12 protein-coding genes are annotated in these 19,003 nt (G+C 64.1%); 10 read left to right on the top strand and 2 right to left on the bottom strand.

Annotated features, from left to right (window positions below):
• A partial coding sequence (locus GXY33_07905) for a VCBS repeat-containing protein (GenBank protein NLX05052.1) occupies positions 1–1,580 on the bottom strand: 1,580 nt, incomplete at its 3' end.
• A 108-nt stretch (positions 1,581–1,688) separates the two neighbouring features.
• Between GXY33_07905 and GXY33_07900 the strand changes: the two genes are divergently transcribed.
• Complete coding sequence (locus GXY33_07900; protein NLX05051.1) at positions 1,689–4,304, top strand: hypothetical protein; 2,616 nt, start codon at positions 1,689–1,691, stop codon at positions 4,302–4,304.
• Positions 4,305–4,309: 5 nt separating this feature from the next.
• On the opposite strand, the gene GXY33_07895 is transcribed toward GXY33_07900, so the two are convergent.
• Positions 4,310–5,623, bottom strand: a complete 1,314-nt coding sequence (locus GXY33_07895) for an MFS transporter (protein NLX05050.1) — start codon at positions 5,621–5,623, stop codon at positions 4,310–4,312.
• 390 nt (positions 5,624–6,013) lie between these two features.
• Between GXY33_07895 and GXY33_07890 the strand changes: the two genes are divergently transcribed.
• From GXY33_07890 to GXY33_07850, 9 genes are all read left to right on the top strand, one after another.
• A complete protein-coding gene (locus GXY33_07890) occupies positions 6,014–7,570 on the top strand; it encodes a 2-isopropylmalate synthase (GenBank protein NLX05049.1) in 1,557 nt (518 codons plus the stop codon).
• Between the two features lie 39 nt (positions 7,571–7,609).
• Positions 7,610–9,181 carry a shikimate dehydrogenase gene (gene aroE, locus GXY33_07885; GenBank protein ID NLX05048.1) on the top strand — a complete coding sequence of 524 codons (1,572 nt, stop codon included), beginning with the start codon at positions 7,610–7,612 and terminating at the stop codon, positions 9,179–9,181.
• 6 nt (positions 9,182–9,187) lie between these two features.
• Entirely contained in the window at positions 9,188–9,694 is a 507-nt protein-coding gene (locus GXY33_07880; protein ID NLX05047.1) for an HIT domain-containing protein, read from the top strand.
• A 122-nt stretch (positions 9,695–9,816) separates the two neighbouring features.
• Entirely contained in the window at positions 9,817–10,215 is a 399-nt protein-coding gene (locus GXY33_07875) for a hypothetical protein (protein ID NLX05046.1), read from the top strand.
• Positions 10,215–12,131 (top strand): alpha-galactosidase, encoded by a 1,917-nt coding sequence (locus GXY33_07870; protein NLX05045.1) that lies wholly within the window; start codon positions 10,215–10,217, stop codon positions 12,129–12,131. Before GXY33_07875 ends, GXY33_07870 begins: the two co-directional genes overlap by 1 nt.
• Before the next feature lie 44 nt (positions 12,132–12,175).
• Positions 12,176–13,315, top strand: coding sequence for a hypothetical protein (locus GXY33_07865; protein ID NLX05044.1), 1,140 nt, complete (start codon positions 12,176–12,178; stop codon positions 13,313–13,315).
• Positions 13,316–13,377: 62 nt separating this feature from the next.
• Positions 13,378–16,746, top strand: a complete 3,369-nt coding sequence (locus GXY33_07860; GenBank protein NLX05043.1) for a hypothetical protein — start codon at positions 13,378–13,380, stop codon at positions 16,744–16,746.
• A 1-nt stretch (position 16,747) separates the two neighbouring features.
• Complete coding sequence (locus GXY33_07855; GenBank protein ID NLX05042.1) at positions 16,748–18,604, top strand: DUF4838 domain-containing protein; 1,857 nt, start codon at positions 16,748–16,750, stop codon at positions 18,602–18,604.
• A gap of 61 nt (positions 18,605–18,665) precedes the next feature.
• The coding region (locus GXY33_07850; protein ID NLX05041.1) for a beta-galactosidase at positions 18,666–19,003 on the top strand (338 nt) is incomplete at its 3' end.

Genomic DNA, 19,003 nt, shown 5'->3' with positions numbered 1-19,003 from the left:
TCGCGATCGAGGTCCGCGCAGGCCACGCCGTGGGCTCGGGCGGTTCGCAGCTTGACCGACGGTTCGGACCCGAAGCCCTCGGGCCCCTGGTAATAGATGTACGAGCCCGGATCGCGGTGGACGGAGTTTTCGGAGCAGTTGGCGACGATCAGGTCGGCCCGGCCGTCGTCGTTCAGGTCGCAGCAGACCGCCTCCACCGCACCCCATCCGGGCAACTGCCGGACCCGTTTGGGATCGAAGCCGTCCGGCCCGCCGGCGAAGATCGAGATCGGCGTATTGCCGAGGACATTTCGCGAGAAGTGATTGACCAGGACGACCGCGGGCCGGCCGTCCGGATCGGGTTTGGCCACGAACACGCGGCGGGCATCGTGCGAGGTCAGCGTCCGCGGTTCGGCGAATTGCCGATGGCGATCGGTTCGGTAGACGAGACTCTCGGTGGTGAACCGCTCACCGTCGTTGCACTGGCAGAGCACCAGTTGGTCACGTCCGGCGCCGTCCAGATCGCCGGCGGCTGCGTCGCACGCGCGAAGGCTCTTTAGCGCGGTTCGCCGCTGGTCGTTCCAGCCGTCCGCTTCGCCCCAGAAGACCCACGAGCGTTCACCGCTTTCGCCGGGTTCGCGGCACGCAAACGCCAGATCGAGCCGTCCGTCACCGTCGAAATCGCCCGCGGTCACGGACAAGGCGCGCCGGCAGTCAAACGAGATGACCGGACGGAAGGCCCGGTCCGGCCGCACCGCCACCAGGTGCACCGTTTCGCTGCGGGCGACAAAGACGTGCTTGCCGCTGGGCAGGTCCAGCGTCTTGACCAGCGGCGAGGCGTCCTCGACGTATTCCTCGTACTTGACCATCTCCGGATCGATCTGGTTGGCGGGAACCGGCGGATCGGGAGGAACCGGGATTTCCACGAACCGGCCCGGATCGATCCCGTCCGGGCCGCCCCAGAAGATTTTCATCCGCCCGTTTTTTTCGCGGACGATCAGTTCGGCGAAGCCGTCGCCGTCCAGGTCGCCGGCTCCGATCTCGCCGCCTTCGATCGCCGTGTCCACGTAGCGGTGAGGCTCGAATCCCAACGCGGACTGGTAGAACAGGCGGACCTTGCCCTGTGTGATGAAGGCCAGATCGCTCCGGCCGTCGCCGTTGAAATCTCCGGCCGCTGCGGACTGGCTCTGCGGCGCGGGCAGTTGCTGCGTGCGGCGTTCGCTCCATCCGCCCGGTCCGCCATAGTAGATCGCGGCGTTGACCTCCGCGGCCATTCCGCCGTAGAAGTTCGCCAGCACCAGTTCGTCGCAGCCGTCGCCGTTGAGGTCGGCGACGATGCCGCCGCGGGCCCCGTCGGCGGGCAGCGCGATCGGCGCCGACTGCCCCAGCGGCGCGGTGTAGACGTAGGCCGGGGCCTGTTCGCAATGGTCCTGGCTGTTGCACAGCATCAGGTCCAGGTAACCGTCGCGGTCGAGGTCATACTGGTGAATCCGCTGAAGCACGCCGGCCCTGGAGACGTAGAGGTTGCGGCCGGCGTCGGCGAACGTGCCCTGGCGAAACTGCTCGAACCCGCGGGTGATCCACTGACCGGCTGGTGGCATGGCTGATTCCTGTCGAATGCCGTACTATGCGAATGACGTTGCAGACAAGCGGCCCCAAGGCTATCCTGCGCCGAACCGCGTGTCAATCGAAGATCAGGAGTATCGGCGATGTCCGCATCCCGGCGAACCGTGCATCTGGTCCCCAGCTTCCATTACGACATCGAGTACCTGCTGGCCGACGGGCCTTATTTCGAGATCTGCTTCGAGAATCTGCTGGAGGCCCACCGGCTGCTGAAAGCCTATCCCAACTATACTTTTCGCGTGGAGCAGGTGAGCCTGCTCGAACGGTTCTTCCAGGAGTACCCTTCGCGGCTGGAAGACTTCCGTGAGTTTGCCCGGCAGGGGCGCTTCGAAGTGACGGCTGGCATGTACGCGATGGCGGACATCAACATGTCGTCGGGCGAATCGATCTTACGGCAGCTCGTGGTGGGAAAGGACTGGACGCGGCGGGTGCTGGGTCTGACGCCGCGGGTGCTCGATATGGGCGACTGCACGGGCCACCCAGCCTCGATGCCTCAGATCGCGCGGATTGCCGGTTACGACTACTTCGCTTTTGAGCAGGCGATCGACGACGTGAACCGCAAGTGCGAGATCCGCTGGCGGGGCATCGACGGCACGGAACTGCCGACCTGGTGGCTTGCCGTCTACGGTTACGGCGGGTGGTATCAGCTCACAGGCGGACGTGAGGACCAGAAGGTGCTGGCGGATCTGCTGCAGCGGATCGAGCGGCACACGCAGTCCGGTCACGCCCTGCTGTCCCACGGTGGCGACTTTCAGTTTCCCTACGAGCGGGGTATTGCGTCCGTGGAGGAATGGAACCGCGGGAATGACACCCAAATCGTTTATTCCACCTACGCCCGGGCTCTGGATGCCGTTGATTTCTCGTCCGCGCCGGCCGTGTCCTGCGAGTGGAATCCCGATCGCACCGGGTGCTACAGCTCGCGCATCCTGGTCAAGCAGGGCAACCGCGAGTGCGAGAGTCTGTTGCTGACGGCTGAGGCGGCTTGCGCTTTGGCCGAGCGTGCCTGGAGTGTGCCCGTCGACCATGAGGGGCTTCTTCGGGCGTGGAAGCTGACGTTCATCAACCAGTTTCACGACATCATCTGGGGCACGATTACGGACGAGGCGTACAGCCACGCCTTGGAGCGCGTCGGGCGGGTGCGGATGATCTGCAAGAATCTGATCGAGGACCGGCTGCGGATTGCCGTGGCCGATGCCGACGGAGGCCGTGGCGTTGCCGCGTTCAATCCGCTGCCCTGGCCGCGGTCAGGCGTACTGGAACTGCCCGTCGATCGGCTCGTCATCGAAGCGACTGTCACCGACTCGACCGGTCGAACGCTCGCCTCGCGCCGCTGCGATGATCGGCTGATCGTCAAGGTCGACCTGCCCGCCTGTGGCGTGTCCACCCTGGCCGTCCGCGAAATCCGAGCCCAACAAGTGCCCGTTCAGCCGAGGAGCGTGCCGGATTCAAGCGACAGTTTCACGATCCGCCACGTCGAGGACGGCGGCGGACGCGGCCTGCTCGTTGAGACGCCGCTCCACACCGTCCGCTTCGGCCGCGGCGGGGTGATCGTCGGACTGCTCGAAAAGGCCACCGGCCTCGAGTACGTGGACCCGTCGCGTCCGGCGTTCAACGCCCTGTGCTATCAGACCGATCGCGGCGACCTGTGGGAGTACTATCACGGACCCTTGTCTGACGGCGGTCCCTATTCGACGGCCCAGGACCTGCTTTACGACCCGTATCCGACCGAACCGCATTCGCTGAGCCCCAACGGCAGACGGATTTGTCTCGACGCGATCGACAATCGCCACGGTCCGCAGGCCGAATTCACGATTGAGGACATCGGCGGCGACTGCCTGGTCGTCGGCGTGCGAGGGGCGATCCAACGCCATTTTCCGAAGTTCCGCGAGTTCTCCAATGAGGCGATCCGCATCGAGTGGCGACAGACCGTCACCTTCCACGCCGACGACCCGCGGATCGATTTCCACCTTGAGACCCGCCACGTCTCCGGGCGCTGGTATCGCCTGCGGGCCGGTTTCTTTACCGACATCCGCGACGGCCGGATCGTCCACGAGATTCCGTTCGGATGCTTCCAGCGTCCGGAGGGCGAATTCGCCGCTCAGAACTACATGGCCTACTTCGATGGCGAGAAAGGTCTTACCCTGCTGAATCGCGGGCTGCCGGGCAACAACGTGACCGACGGCGTGCTGATGCTTTCGCTGATGCGCTCGGTGAGCTTCCATACGCGGGCCGAGTCGGAAGAGGCCCACGAGGTCGGCCAGGAGCATGCTTTCGACTACGCGATCATCCCCTTCGCGGGTGAGAAGCAACTGGCGGATCTCCAACTTGCCCGACGTGCCGCGGAGTTCGTCCACCCGCCGTATGTCTTCGATACGGCACGCGCGCCCGATCGCGACCGGTTGCGCATCCCGCCGAAGCCGGTCGAGTGCGGGTTGCCTTCGCCGTCGCTGCTGGCACTCGAGAGTCCGTCGGTAGTCTGCTCGGCGATATACTCGAAGGGCGGACGCCTGGTCGTGCGGCTCTACGAATCGGCGGGCCGGACGGCGGCCGAGGCGACGCTCGCCCTGGACTTCGCCGTCGCTGCGGTCGAGGAAACCGACGCCCTGCTCGAACGGCCCAAGCTGCTCCACCTCTCGGGCAACCGCCTGCGCCTGGTCTTCCGGCCGTTCGAGATCAAAACGCTGGTGGTTGTCCCTTCCTGATCGGCCTATGGCGCCGTTGCGGGTTTGACATCGGCCAGCGCGCCCTTGCGGACGTATACCGGACGCACCTGGCGATCGAAGACGGGCAGCCGGCTGGCGAAGGCGAGCGCGGCGAGGATGCAGCCGGCTCCGCTGATCATCATGGCGGTCGGCGCGCCCCACCATCGGGCCAGCGCGCCCATCAGCAGACTGCCGAACGGACCCATGCCCATGAAACACATGGTATAGAGGCTCATCACCCGTCCGCGCTTGTCGTCGTCGACGATCGTCTGCAGCGTCGTGTTGGCGGAGACGAGTTGGATCATGGTGCCGAACCCAGCCCCGGCCAGCAGGGCCAGGGAGATCCACAACTGCTGCGAGAACGCGAATGCGATCAGGCACAGGCCCATCAGTGCGCAGGCCACCGCCATGCGCCGGCCCATGCCCACCACGCTCCGTCGCGACACCAGAAACAGGGCCGCTGCGATCGCGCCGATCCCGGTGGCGGCGGTCAGCCAGCCCAGGGTCTCCGGTCCGCCGGCCAGGATGTCGCGGGCGAAGACCGGCATCAGCACGTTGACCGACATGCCCAGCAGGCTGATTACGGCCAGCAGGCCCAGCACCAGCCGGATCGGCCCGAACCCCATCGCGTAGCCCAGCCCTTCGCGGAAATGCGTCAGCAGGTTGCCGTCGGTTCGGGCGATCGCCGAGGGTTGCAGGCGCATCGCCAGCAGGGCGGCGATCACGGCCAGGAACGTCAGGCCGTTCAGCAGAAAACACAGCCCTTCGCCGGCCACCGCGACCAGCGCGCCGCCCAGCGCCGGGCCCGCCAGCTTCGCGCCGTTGACCAGGAATGAGTTGAGGGCGATCGCGTTGGGCAGATCGTCGCGGCTTTCCAGCATGTCGACCACGAACGACTGACGGGTCGGAATGTCGAAGGCGTTGATCAGCCCCAGGACCGCTGAGAGGGCAATAATCTGCCAGACGGCGATCCCGCCGCTGAGGGTCAGGCCGGCCAGGAGGAACGCCTGGGTCATCGCCAGAGCCTGGGTGCCCACGATCAGGCCCCGCCGGTTCACCCGGTCGGCCAGCACGCCCGCCACCGGGGCCAGCAGAAACGTGCAGATCATCCCGGCAAATCCCACCACGCCCAGCATCCACTCGGAGTCCGTCAACCCGTACACCAGCCACGCCAGGGCGACCCGCTGCATCCACGTGCCCACCAGGGAGGCCCCCTGTCCGAAGAAGAACAGCCGGTAATTGCGGTTCCGCAGCGCCCGCACCATGGTCTTCGGGCCGGTCTGACGGTTGACAGGGGACGGTGCGGGGGTGGTCGTCATTTCCGGCAACATGCCGTTGCCGCTTTCGTTGGCGCTCATGGTGCCTGAAGGCTTTCTGTCCGGCTGGGCTCGCGGGTGTGAAAAAAACCAGTTGACAACATGTCCACTTCGGTCGATAATAAAAGTGTCTACTGGTAATGATATCCCGATGCGAAGCGAAATGCACGAGAAGTTGACCGACGCCCTGCTGCGACTGCTTGGCAGCCTGCTGCTTTTGCGCCCATCGTAGGGCTGGTCGGTCGAAATTCGCTTAAACCCTGACAGCCCTGCGAGTAAAATCGTGGGGCTTTTTGTTTGGCCGCAGCGAGCCGGCCGGGCCCTAGCCCGCGGCCGCCACGGAAACGACAAGCCGGGGCCGATGCCCCGTGCGAGGCTTTGGAGGATAGACACATGAACGCTGGAAACCAACAGGACGTGATCCGGATCTTCGACACGACCCTGCGCGACGGCGAACAGTCGCCCGGGGCGTCGCTGAACACCTCCGAAAAGCTGGAGATCGCACGGGCCCTCGAGCTGCTGAACGTCGATATCATCGAGGCGGGGTTCCCCATCGCCTCGCCCGGCGACTTCGAAGCGGTCCAGGCCATCGCCGAACTGGTCAAGAAGTGCACGGTCGCGGGCCTCGCCCGGTCGATCGAAAAGGACGTGCGGACGGCCTGCGAAGCGGTCAAGCACGCGGCCCGGAAGCGGGTCCACGTGTTCTGCGCGACCAGTGAGATCCACATGAAATACAAGCTCAAGCGGGCCCGCGAAGAGATCCTCAAGATGTCGGTCGAGCACGTGAAGATGGCCCGCGAGATGATCGACGACGTGGAGTTCAGCCCGGAGGACGCGTCGCGGACCGATCCGGTATTCCTGGCTGAGGTGGTCGCCGCGGTCATTGACGCCGGGGCCTCGACGGTCAACATTCCCGACACCGTCGGCTACGCGGTGCCCGCCCATTTCGAGGGCATCATCCGCATGCTCAAGGAGAAGGTGCCCAACATCGAGAAGGCGATCATCTCGGTGCACTGCCACAACGACCTGGGTCTGGCGGTGGCCAACTCGCTGGCCGCCGTGCGGGCTGGGGCCCGGCAGGTCGAATGCACGGTCAACGGTTTGGGCGAACGGGCGGGCAACTGCTCGCTCGAGGAGGTCGTCATGGCCCTGCGGACCCGGGCCGACCATTTCGGGGTCGGCACGAACATCAACACGCAGCGGATCTACCCGACCTCGCGGCTGGTCTCGAGCCTCACCGGTATTCCGGTCCAGCGGAACAAGGCGATCGTCGGCGAGAACGCCTTCGCCCACGAATCGGGCATTCACCAGCACGGCATGCTCGCCCACGCGGACACCTACGAGATCATGAAGCCCGAAGACGTCGGCATTCCCGCCAGCACGCTGGTGCTCGGCAAGCACTCGGGCCGCCACGCCCTGCGCGACCGGCTCGAACAGCTCGGCCATCGCCTGAGCGACGAGCAGCTCGACCGGGCCTTCGAGGTGTTCAAGAATCTGGCCGACAAGAAGAAGGAGATCTTCGACGAGGACCTCGACACGATTGCTGAGGAACTGGCCAGCCGGGCTCCAGCCGTCTGGGAACTGGAACTGCTCCAGACCACCGCGGGCACCGGCGTGGTTCCGACCGCCACCGTGCGGATGAAGAAGGCTGATGGAACGATCGTCCAGGACGCCGCGACCGGCGACGGTCCGGTCGACGCGGTCTACTCGGCCATTCAGCGGATTTGCGACGTCTCGGTGCGACTGACCGACTATCAGATCCGGGCCATCACGGTGGGCAAGGACGCCCAGGGCGAGGTCTCGCTGGAGATCGAGTCTGACGGCGAGAAGGTCCGCGGACGCGGAGTCAGCACCGACATCATCGAGGCCTCCGCCCGCGCCTACCTGGCGGCGATCAACCGCTGCCTCCAGCGGGCCAACGGCGGCAAGCGGCAGCGCAGCGAGCCATAGCCGACTTGCCGGGTGAACGCGACTGAGCGGGAGTATTGTGTGACGAAACTGACCGCCCCGACAACGGCCAAGACCGCTTCGCAGCTCTTCGAACAGATCGAGCGCGCCCGCGGGCTTGGGGCGGAGGCGATTGAGGTTCGCCTGGACTACCTGACCGAGCCGGTGGATTACGCCGGGGTTCTGGCGGCGGCTGGGATGCCGGTGATCTGGACCAATCGGCACGTCTCTGAGGGCGGAGCGTGCGAGAAGCCGGAGGCGGCCCGGGTGAAGGAGCTTATCGACGCCCTCCGCGCCGGCGGTGACTGTATAGATATGGAATACCGCCGCTGGTCGGCCGATCCGGAGCTTCGCTGGAAGCTCACGGAGGCACTGGCTGAGGTTCGCGCCGGCGGCCGGGACGTCAGGCTAGTCCTTTCGTACCACGACTTTGCCGGCGTGCCGGACGACCTGGAGCAGACGGCCGAGCGGATGGAACGCGAGGGGGATGTGGTCAAGTTCGCCGTCACCGCCCGCGATGTTTTCGATAACTTCCGCGTTTTCAAGGTGATGCGCGAATGCCGCAAGCCGGTGATCGGTTTGGCGATGGGTCCGCACGGGCAGATCAGCCGCATCCTGGCCAAGAAACTCGGCGGCGAGATCACCTTCGCCAGCATCGAGGCGGCGGCGGCCTCGGCCCCGGGCCAACTCACGGTGGCCCAGATGCGCGAGACGTACAACTGGGACCGGATCGGCAACGATACGAAGGTTCTTGGCGTGGTGGGCCACCCGGTTGAGCATTCGCTTTCGCCGCCGATGCACAATGCCGCCTACCGGGCGATGGGATTCGACGGATTGTACCTGCGTTTCTGTGTTTCCGCTGAGTATGAGGCGTTTGCGCGGTTCGTGGACCTGGTTCGTGACACCGAGAACCTCGATATTATCGGACTTAGCGTCACCATTCCCCATAAGGCCAACGCCATCCGCTATTTGCAGGAACACGGCGGGCGGATCGACCCGCTGGCTGAGAAGATCGGGGCGGTCAACACCCTGGTGTTTCACCTCGATGGCTCAGCCGCCGGTTACAACACCGACTATCTGGGCGTATTGGCGGCGCTGGAGTTGGAGGGGGGGTTAGGCAGCCAATCCTTGGCTGGGAAACGGGTTGCGGTGCTGGGGGCGGGCGGCGTATCGCGGGCGATCGTGGCGGCGATGACTTCGAGCGGGGCGGAAGTGACGGTTTTTAACCGCACGGCAGAGAAGGCCCAGAGCCTGGCGGATGAGTTCGACTGTCGCGCCGAGTTGTGGGACCGCCGCGAGCAGTTGCGGGCGGAGGTTCTGATTAACGGGACGAGCATCGGCATGTGGCCCAGGAGCGATGAATCGCCGATCGACCCTTTGGCGCTGCGTCCGGAGATGGTTGTGTTCGATACCGTCTACAATCCGCTGTGGACGAAACTTCTGACCGCCGCCCAGCAGGGCGGGGCCAAGGCCGTCGATGGGGCGAGCATGCTGGTCTATCAGGCGGTCGAGCAGATACGACTATGGACCCAAGCCGCCGGCTCGCCGTGCGCTGAGGTCCCGGTGGCGGTCATGCGCGACGTGGTTCTGAGACACCTGAAAGGAAACGGATAGCACGCGATGCCGGAATTCAGCCGAAACATCTGGGCCCCTTGGCGGATGGAGTACATCGACCAACTCATCGACGAGAGCGGCGACGGGTGCTTCCTGTGTCGCGCCCGCGACAACCCGGACCAGGACGCTGCGACGTTTACCCTCCTTCGCGGCGAGACGTGCTTTGCCATTCTTAACCGCTTTCCTTACACCAGTGGCCACACGCTGATCGCCCCTTACGCCCACACGGGCGACCTGGACGACCTCGACGACGCGACGCTGCTGGAGATCATGACGATGACCCGGCGGATCAAGCGGGTGCTGGGCGAGGTTTTTCACGCGGAGGGTTTCAACGTCGGGATCAACCTCGGCCGGTGCGCCGGAGCGGGATTGCCCGGCCACCTCCATTTGCACGTGGTGCCGCGCTGGCCGGGCGACACCAACTTCATGCCCGTTTTGGACAACATCCGCGTGATCCCCGAGGCGATCGAGAAGTTCTACCGGCGGATCAGGGAAGCGATCGGCGGCGAATGACCGCTGCGGGCGCAGCGAAGGGCCGAACGCCCCTTTTCGTACGCGGTGTTGCACGATTCGCAAGTCATTGACATTCGAAAAGCACGTGGTACAGTCTGCGGAGCTTTTTGGAGGTCGGCGCGATGACGGCGACGGGATGGCTGTGGATGGTGTTGTTCTGGGCGATGCAGGTGGTGGCCCAGCTCCTGTTCAAGTGGGGGAGTTTGCCGGAAGGGCGATGGTGGCTGGGATTTTTCGGCGGCCACGCCTTCGGGGCGACCAGCATTCTGATCATCATGTTCCTGTACAAGACGGTCAACGCGAACGTCGTCTACGGGATCAGCTTCGGCGGCATGTTTCTGCTGGCGAGCCTGGCCCTGGCCATCGTGTACCGGACCAACATCACCACCGTTCAATACGTCGGAGTCGTGGTCATCACGGCGGGCATTCTGATGTTGGCCCTGGGCGGGACTGAACCGTCAGCCGCCGAGATCGGCGATCGGCAGGAACCGGCGGCAACGCATCCAACGGGAGCGGAATGATGGACAGCCTTTTGCGCGGCTGGGGTTTGGGCCGGAATCCGAGCGAAGCGACGTTGGTTCGCGGTCGGCCGTTTTCGATGCGACTCGATGGCGAAGCGGTGGATTTCGACCGCTGGGAGCATTCGGCGGAGCCCGCGGGCTGGTTCGATCCGCGGACGGGACTGCGGGTCACCGTCGTGGCCGAGCGGCTAGGCCATAGCGATGCGATCTATTACTGGCTCCAGGTTGCCAACGAATCGTCTCAGGACAGCCCGCTTTTGGAGCGTGTGCTACCGCTGGACGTGATGGTGGCTATGCCGTCCGGTCCGCTGGTGCTTCACCACGCCAACGGCAGCGTCAATTCGGTCAGCGATTTTCTGCCCCTGGTGACGCCGCTGGAGCCTGATCGGGAGTTGGCGTTCGAACCGGTTGGCGGACGTTCATCGAACGGGGTTCTGCCGTTTTTCAACGTTGCGGGCGAATCGGGCGGTCTGATCGTGGCGGTCGGTTGGACCGGTCAGTGGCGGGCGACGTTTCGGCGGACGTCGGAGGGTTTGGTTCTGACGGCGGGGATGGCGCAGATGCATTTGCGGCTGCGGCCCGGCGAGACGATCCGCACGCCGGGGGTTTTGCTGATCCCGTGGCAGGGCGAGGACTGGCTCGACGGCCAGAACGCCCTTCGCCGGGTCATGCTGGAGCACTTCACGCCGCATCGCGACGGCGGGCCGATCCTGCCGCCGGTGGCCCACGGCACGACCGGCGGTCTGCACCTCTACGAGGGCGGCTGGGCGGCGGGCAACGAGCGGACCATGCTGCGGTCGATCCCCCCAGCCGCTGAGCTGGGGATTGAGGCCTACTGGCTTGACGCGTACTGGTTTCCCGGCAACTTCCCCTACGGCGTGGGCAACTGGTTTCCTCGGCCGAAGGATTTTCCAAATGGCCTCAAGCCCCTGGCGGACGCCGCCCACGCGCGGGAGATGGACTTTATCCTCTGGTTCGAGCCGGAGCGGGTCGGTCGCGACACGCAGATCGACCGCGAGCATCCGGAATGGCTCATCGACCTCGGGCGCGAGTGCAAGCTGTTTGACCTGGGCAACGAAGACGCCCGGCGGTACATCACCGACGTGGTCTCCGGGCGGATCGACGAGTACGACGTGGATATCTACCGCCAGGATTTCAACGACGACCCGCTGCCGTTCTGGCGGGTCAAGGATGAGCCGGAGCGCCAGGGCATGGCTGAGATCCGCCACATCGAGGGACTCTATGCGTTTTGGGATGAGCTCCGCGCCCGTCATCCGCGGCTGTGGATCGACAACTGCGCCTCGGGCGGGAGGCGGATCGACGTGGAGACCTGCCGTCGGGCCTTGCACCTGTGGCGAAGCGACAGCCCCGATCCGGTCGTCTTCGATCAGAGCCTTCGCGAAGGGATCGCTTTGACCGATCAGGTGCAGACGGCGGGCCTGAGCCTGTGGGCGCCTCTGCACTCGGGCGGAGTCTGGGACGCCGATCCGTATCACTTCCGCAGCGCGGGCCAGGCCGGCATCGTGATCTACGACGACGTGCGGCACGAGAGCTTTCCGCGCGAACCGGCGAGGGCGGCGATTGAGGAACTCAAGTCATTGCGGCCGTTTTTTCTGGGCGACTTTTACCTGCTGGCCGCAGTGACGATCAGCGAGGAGGACTGGTGCGCCTACCAATATCACCGCGACGATCTGGAAGCCGGGTTCGCGGTCTTCTTCCGGCGTGTGGAATCCCCCTATGCGGCCAGGACCACGTCGCTTCGCCGGATCGATCCGCGGGCGGCGTACACGGTGGAATGGTACGAGGATTATGCCCTTTCGCGGAGTGAGGTCGTGCCGGGCAACGTTCTGATCGAGCTGCCGGTGTGGATCGAGCATCCCGGCCGATCGGTTCTGGTCAAATACCGGCGGAAGTGACAGCGGGAAACACCGAACCTACTGGAAAGACCAAAGGAGGTTCCATGACGCCGCGAGAACGCGTTTTGACCGCGCTGAACCACCAGGAGCCGGACCGCGTGCCGCTGTTCATCGGCCCGTCTGGGGCGACGACCATGCTGGCCCCCGGCTACGAGAAGCTCAAGGCCCATCTGGGCATCCAGGGCGGTCCGCCGAAATGGATCTCCAGGACGATGCAGTACGTTGCGATGGACGAGGAGGTGCTCGTGCGTCTCGGCGGCGACGCCCGGCCGCTTGTTCCCGGTCCGGCCGAGTCGAGTCTGCGGAAGGCGATCTCCTCTGACTGCGTTGTCGACGACTGGGGAATCCGCTGGACCAGATCGCCGGGCAGTCTGTACTTTGAGGCCACCGATCCGCCGCTGGCCCACGTGACCATTGACGATCTCGATGAATATCCGTGGCCGAATCTGACTCCGCCGGGCCGGTTCGATCATCTCGTCGAGGAGGCCAAAGCCATCCAGAGCGCCGGCTATGCGACGGTGCTGGTCCCCGGAATCACGCTGTTCGAGCAGGCCTACCTCATGCGCGGGCTCGACGCGATTTTGATGGACCTCGCCGCCGATCCCGAGTTTTTCACCGCGTTGATCACCAAGCTCAAGAAGCTGATGATGGGCTACGTCGAGCAGCTCCTCAAGGACGTCGGTCGGTACGTTGACGTGATCGTCACCGGCGACGATCTGGGCATGACGTCCGGTCCGATGATCTCGCCGGAGAGCTACCGCCGGTTCCTCAAACCGCATCACGCTGAGCTGTTCGGCGCGATCAAGCAGCGGATATCCGGCAAGCTGTTTTTTCATTCCTGCGGCGACGTTTATCGTCTGTTGTGTGATTTCGTCGATGCGGGTGTGGAACTGCTTAACCCGGTGCAGGTGGCGGCTGGAGACATGGCCGACACAGCCCGTCTGAAGCGGGAATTCGGCGACCGTCTGGCCTTTTGCGGGGCGATCGACACCCGTTGGGCGCTGCCGCGCGGCACAACGGACGACGTTCGCGCGGAGGTCCGGCGGCGCATCCGCGACCTGGCGCCCGGCGGCGGCTACGTCGTCGCAGCCGTGCACTGCATCCAGCCGGACGTGCCGCCGGAGAACGTTCTGGCGATGTGCGACGAAGTGCAGAAAGCCGGAAGGTACCCGATCTCGTGTTGACGCACAGGTGGATGTGCGGGTTGGCGGACATTCGTGACGCAACGTGCGAAAGGACCTGACGCATGCAGACTCTATCGGGAACGTGGAAGCTGGCGACCGACGCGGCGAACGTCGGGCGGGAAGAGCGCTGGTTCGAGCAGATTCGGGCGGAGGCCCAGGATGCCCCGGTGCCCGGCGTCGTCCAGCAGGTCTTCCCAGATCATCACGGGGTCTCCTGGTACTGGCACAAGTTTCGGCCGAACATGAAGCCGGGAAGGAACGATCGCTGTCTCCTGCGCTTCGGCGCGGTCCAGTACCTGGCCGAAGTCTGGTTGAACGGTACGCTCGTGGGCGGACATGAGGGCGGCGATGTGTCCTTCAACCTGGACGTCACACGAGCGATTCGTTCCGGGGAGGAAAACCTCCTCGCCGTCCGTGTCGTACATCCCTCGAATACTCCGGTCGACGGACTGCGGCTGTGCGAAATACCCAGCGGCGCCGGAAGGGGCTACGGCGGACTTCTTTTGCCGGTGGAACTGCTCTGTGTGCCGGCCGTCCGGATCGACGATGTCTTCGTCCAGCCGGACGTTGCCACCGGCGATATCGATGTGACCGTCCGCGTGGTCAACGACACCGAGACCGCGTTCCGCGGAGTAGTCTCCGGATCAGCCGGACCGGCGATGACCGGGGAAACTGCCGATTCCGAGGACATCAAGGCTGAGTTTCCCAAAGGCCATTCAACCCATCAATTTACCCTGACGATCTCTGAACCTCGCCTCTGGAGCCCGGAAACGCCGCACTTGTATGGCGTAAGGGTTGATCTGGAAGCGGACAATAATAAAGGAGCCACGCTCCGGCACGAAAAATCCGTCCGCTGCGGCTTCCGGGATTTCCGCGTCATCGACGGCTATTTCCACCTGAACGGAAAACGCATCTTCCTCCGCTCGATGCACACCGCCGCCTGGTTCCCCTCCGGCGGACCGACCCCGGAACCCACCCCGTCATTTCCCCGGCGCGATATGATCCTTGCCAAGGCCTGCGGGTTTAATACCGTTCGCTTTATATCCGGCGCCGCGCTGACGGAACAACTGGACCTGTGCGACGAACTCGGGCTGATGATCTACGAAGAGCCCCTGGCCGCCTGGAACCTGGCCGACTCCCCGCACATGGCCGAGCGGTACGATCTGTCCCTGCGGGAAATGATCCTCCGCGACCGCAACCACCCCTGCGTGACGATCTGGGGCCTCTTGAACGAAATGCCCGATGGCCCGACGTATCGTCATGCCAAACAAGTACTCCCGATGATCCGGTCCCTGGACAACACCCGGCTGGTCCTGCTCAACTGCGGCCGATTTGCCCATGATCCGATGGTCGGGTCTGCCTCAAATCCCGGCAGCGACCAATGGGAATGCGTCTGGGGCCTTGAGGGAACGGAAGGCATCACCCTGGAATCCGATCCGGCCATCCCGGGTTATAACAAGGGCGCCGGGGATGTTCACATGTACCCGAAGGTCCCTCAGTCGCCCGAGGTCAATGCAACCATGCGAACGGTCGGCAGAGATTCCAAACCGATCTTCCTCTCCGAGTACGGCATCGGCAGTATGTGTAACGCCATCCGCGAGGTCCGCAACTACGAACAAGCCGGTATGTCGCCCGATCCGGGTTTTGCCGCGGCGTTCCGCAAGATGGAACAGAACCTTCTGGCCGACTGGAAATGCTTCGGCATGGACGGCGTCTATCCCTTTCCGGAAGACCTGCTGCGAGATAGCCAGCGGCGCCACTGCCGCCAGCGTCTGGTGGGCTTTGATGTGATCCGCTCCAATCCGAATTATTGCGGCTTCAGCCTCACCAGTATGCTCGACAGTCCTGTCGGCGGCGAGGGGACCTGGACCTTCTGGCGCGAGCTCAAACCCGGTATCGTCGACGCCCTCAACGACGGCTGGGCGCCTCTGCGATGGTGCCTCTTCGTGGAACCCTCGCACGTCTACGCCGGCCGGAAGTTTAAGATCGAGGCGGTCCTGGCCAACGAGGATGTTCTGAAACCCAGCGACTACCCGGTCACCCTCCGAATCGCCGGCAAGCCGGGAATCGTCTGGGAAAAGAAAGTGACGGCCCACATTCCCGCTCCGGCCAAAGGCCAAAACGGTCCGCTGGCCGTCAGTGTCTACTGCGGCGAGATAAAACTGAACGTGCCTGCCGGCGAGTATGAATTCGCCGCCTCGATGGACCGCAATGGTGCCCCGGCCGGCGGCCGACTGAAATTCTATGTCACAGACCAAAAGTGTTTCCCGAAAGTTGATTCTACCGTCACTCTGTTTGGTATGGACAAGCGAATTGAAAAATGGCTGACTGCCCGTGGCGTCCGCTGCAAGCCGTTTACGGGTAAAGCCTCTTCTCGCCGCGAAGTGATCCTCGTGGGAGCCCAAGCCAACATTCGTAAGGACGCCGCCGCCTGGCGGCAGCTTGCCGAGCGCATGGCCCGCGGCAGCACGGTTGTCTTTACCTCCCCCGATTCCTTCCGCCGGGCCCCCGCGAGCAACCTCGGCGATTTCGACGTCGTCAGCGACAATCCCGCCGCGGTCGTGGGCTACTCCCTTCGCGATTTCGCTGCCGCCAACGTCGCCCCGGAAGAACACGCCAGCTTCAACGCCGAGTTCTACGGCCGGTTCACCATGACGCTGTCCGGCCTCCCGAACCGCACCTACCGTCTCGAACTCGGCATGTGCGAAGGCTGGGACTTCTGCACCCAACCCGGAATGCGGGTCTTCGACGTGTACATCAACGGCAGAATGGTCCTGGAGAAATTCGACATCGTCAAAGAAATCGGGAAACCCATGCTGGCCGTCTTCCGCGACTTCACCGTCCGCCCCGCGAAGGGAAAGATAACGATTAAATTTGTGAACCACGTCAACGCCGCTTCCGTCAGCCGCATCCGACTCTTCGACGAAAAGGGAAACATGGTCTTCCACGTCGATGCCCGAACCCACAAGGCGAACGGCGCCGTATGGCTGCCCCTGGAACAAAAAGCGGAATTCTCCGACTTCGACGACTGGCTCTATCACAAGGAATGCGTTGCCAAGGACCACCCGGTCTTCGCCGGCCTGCCGGAAAAGGGCATTATGGACTGGGACTACTACGGCCCGGTCATCTCCCGCACCCTGTTCGAGAAAAAAGACGGCGCCGCCGACGTCATCGCAGCGGCCTTTGCCGTGGGATACTGCAACGCGACCGGATACGGCTCGGGCGTCATGATGGCCGAATACCCCTTCGGCAAAGGCCGGTTCATCGTCAATACGTTTAACGTCCTGGAGAACATCGACCAACATCCCGCCGCCGACCGGCTGCTGCTGAACATGATCAACCACGCAGCGACCTTCGCCAAAGGGCCAGCCGCCCCGCTGCCGGAGGATTTCGAGGCGACGCTGAAGAGGATTGGCTATGTGGAGACATGACATGCGACGATTGGAGGGTTCCGGAATGCGGGCGATCGATCCTGGGAGCCACGGACAAACCGAACAGTGGTTCAGGCGGGCCTCGTTTCTCCTCTTGCTTGGCAGAGTCCGGAACTGCATTGGCGCTCTTTCCGCCGCGGTCTGCGGCTTTGGCCTGCTGTGCGCATCGGCGCACGACGCCCACGATGGCGGCGAACGGCGGGATTCGGACGAGATCAGTCTGGTGGAAGACGGGCAGAGCCGTTACCGGATCGTCATTGCGGCCGATGCGACGCTGCCGGTGACATTCGCCGCGGAGGAGTTGCAGAAATACCTGGCGCAGATCAGCGGGGCGCAGTTGCCGGTGTTGACCGGCGCTTCAGCCGACCTGACGATCTGCGTGGGACCGGACGGCACGCCGCCCGAGGAGGCGTACACGCTGCGGTCGGACCTGAAAGACCGCGGAGACGACGGCTACGTGATGGGCACGTCCGGGCGGTGGATCGTGCTGGCGGGCAATTCGCCGCGGGCGACATTGTATGCGGTCTATCATTTCCTGGAGGAGTATCTGGGTTGCGGATGGTGCGTGCCCGGGGATGACACCGTTCCGAGGCAGGCGACGATCCGCATACCTCAGTTTCACGATGCCATCGGGCCGCCGGCTTTCTCGATGCGCAAGATCGTACACTTTGTCGATCCTGACGCCGATTGCGCGGTGACCCAGGCGTACGGTCCCGATTACATCCGGAAGTGCGTTCTGCCGCGGATCGACTGGATGGCGAAGAATCGATTCAACTGGGTCCATCCGGGCGCCAACGGACCGCACATCTGGGAGCGGGACCGGTTGCGGGACGTCCTGGTTCCCGAGGTGGTGAAGCGAGGGCTGCATCTGGAGGTGGGCGGTCATACCTTCAATACGTGGCTTGCGCCCGATCTGTACGCGAAGGATCATCCGGATTACTGGACGGGCGGTTATGTCTGCCTGTCCCACCCGGACGTGGCGCCACTGATGGCCGAGAACATGAACAAATGGCTCGATGAGAACCCGGAGGCGGACGTGGTCGATCTCTGGCACAACGACGGCGGCGGGTTCTGTCACTGTCCCAAGTGCACTCCGGTGGAACCGGGCGCCGACGACGACGAGGCTCGAGCCGCCTATACGAAGACGTATATTCACTTTGCCAATCAGGTGGCGTCGCTGGTGGCCCGGAAGCACCCGGAGGTTCTGGTGAACTTCCTGGCTTATTCGCACGTGACGGACTGCCCGGCCGGGGCGGAACGGCTCGCGGACAACGTCCTGGTCGGTCTCTGCCTGTTTCCCCGCCCCGCGCAGCGAACGATGCGCCCGCTGGAGACTTCGCCTCAGGACCTGGACCGCAACCTGCGGTCGCAGATCCCCGCCTGGCAGAAGCTCTCGAAGCATTTCTACATTTACGAGTATTACACGATGAGCGACTGGCACGAAGCCTGGAAGATGGTGAAGTTCTGGTCGATCGTGTCGATGATGCGGGAGGACATCGGGTTTTTCCGGCGGCTTGGCGTGGCGGGACTGTCGTCCGACCTCTGGGACGCGGACTGGTGTCCGCTCAACATGTACGCCTTCGGCCGACTGTCCTGGAATCCGGATCTGACAACCGACCAGATCATCGCGGACTACTGCCGCCGTTACTACGGCAGGGCCTATGAGCCGATGATCGCCTACTGGACGCTCCTCGAAGAAGGACTGCGCGAGTCGTGGAACACAGATGCGCCGGTCAATTGGCGGGATCAGCAACGAGTGGCCATGATCGAGAAGGCCCTGTCGCAGGCGGAAGACGCGAGGATTAGGTACCGCATCCACTCGACCCTGGCCAAACACCGGCCGCACTGGCCGGAGTGACAAGAACAGGAACACGAAGAGCTTCCTTCCCGCGGAGAAGTAAGCGAAGAGGAGTTCAACGATGCTCCAGGAACTGACAGGCTTGTGGAAACTACTGCCGGATCCGGATAATCGAGGCCGTTCGCAGGCTTGGTTCCAGTCTCCCCGGCCGGAGGCGCAGGATGCCCCGGTGCCGGGTGTTGTTCAGCAGGTTTTTCCGGACCATCACGGGGTGAGCTGGTACTGGCATGAGTTCCGAACGCAATTGAAGGCGGATGGGGACCATCGGCTGTTGCTGCGCTTCGGCGCGGTGCACTACCTGGCGGAGGTGTGGCTCAACGGCGCGGTTGTCGGCGGACACGAAGGGGGCGAGTCGCCGTTCGCTCTGGATGTGACCGACGCGGTGCGGACCGGCGAGGA

The sequence above is a fragment of the Phycisphaerae bacterium genome, assembly GCA_012729815.1.
In the GTDB taxonomy this organism is placed as follows: domain Bacteria; phylum Planctomycetota; class Phycisphaerae; order JAAYCJ01; family JAAYCJ01; genus JAAYCJ01.
Note: the sequence above shows the minus strand (reverse complement) of the source record. Positions and strands in the feature narration are given on the sequence as shown.

Bases quoted from the DNA above. Each gene is read 5' to 3' on its own strand.
- GXY33_07895 (NLX05050.1), bottom strand. From the start codon at position 5,623: ATGACGACCACCCCCGCACCGTCCCCTGTCAACCGTCAGACCGGCCCG.
- GXY33_07890 (NLX05049.1), top strand. From the start codon at position 6,014: ATGAACGCTGGAAACCAACAGGACGTGATCCGGATCTTCGACACGACC.
- GXY33_07880 (NLX05047.1), top strand. From the start codon at position 9,188: ATGCCGGAATTCAGCCGAAACATCTGGGCCCCTTGGCGGATGGAGTAC.
- GXY33_07900 (NLX05051.1), top strand. From the start codon at position 1,689: ATGTCCGCATCCCGGCGAACCGTGCATCTGGTCCCCAGCTTCCATTAC.
- GXY33_07870 (NLX05045.1), top strand. From the start codon at position 10,215: ATGGACAGCCTTTTGCGCGGCTGGGGTTTGGGCCGGAATCCGAGCGAA.
- GXY33_07875 (NLX05046.1), top strand. From the start codon at position 9,817: ATGACGGCGACGGGATGGCTGTGGATGGTGTTGTTCTGGGCGATGCAG.
- GXY33_07860 (NLX05043.1), top strand. From the start codon at position 13,378: ATGCAGACTCTATCGGGAACGTGGAAGCTGGCGACCGACGCGGCGAAC.
- GXY33_07865 (NLX05044.1), top strand. From the start codon at position 12,176: ATGACGCCGCGAGAACGCGTTTTGACCGCGCTGAACCACCAGGAGCCG.
- GXY33_07855 (NLX05042.1), top strand. From the start codon at position 16,748: ATGCGACGATTGGAGGGTTCCGGAATGCGGGCGATCGATCCTGGGAGC.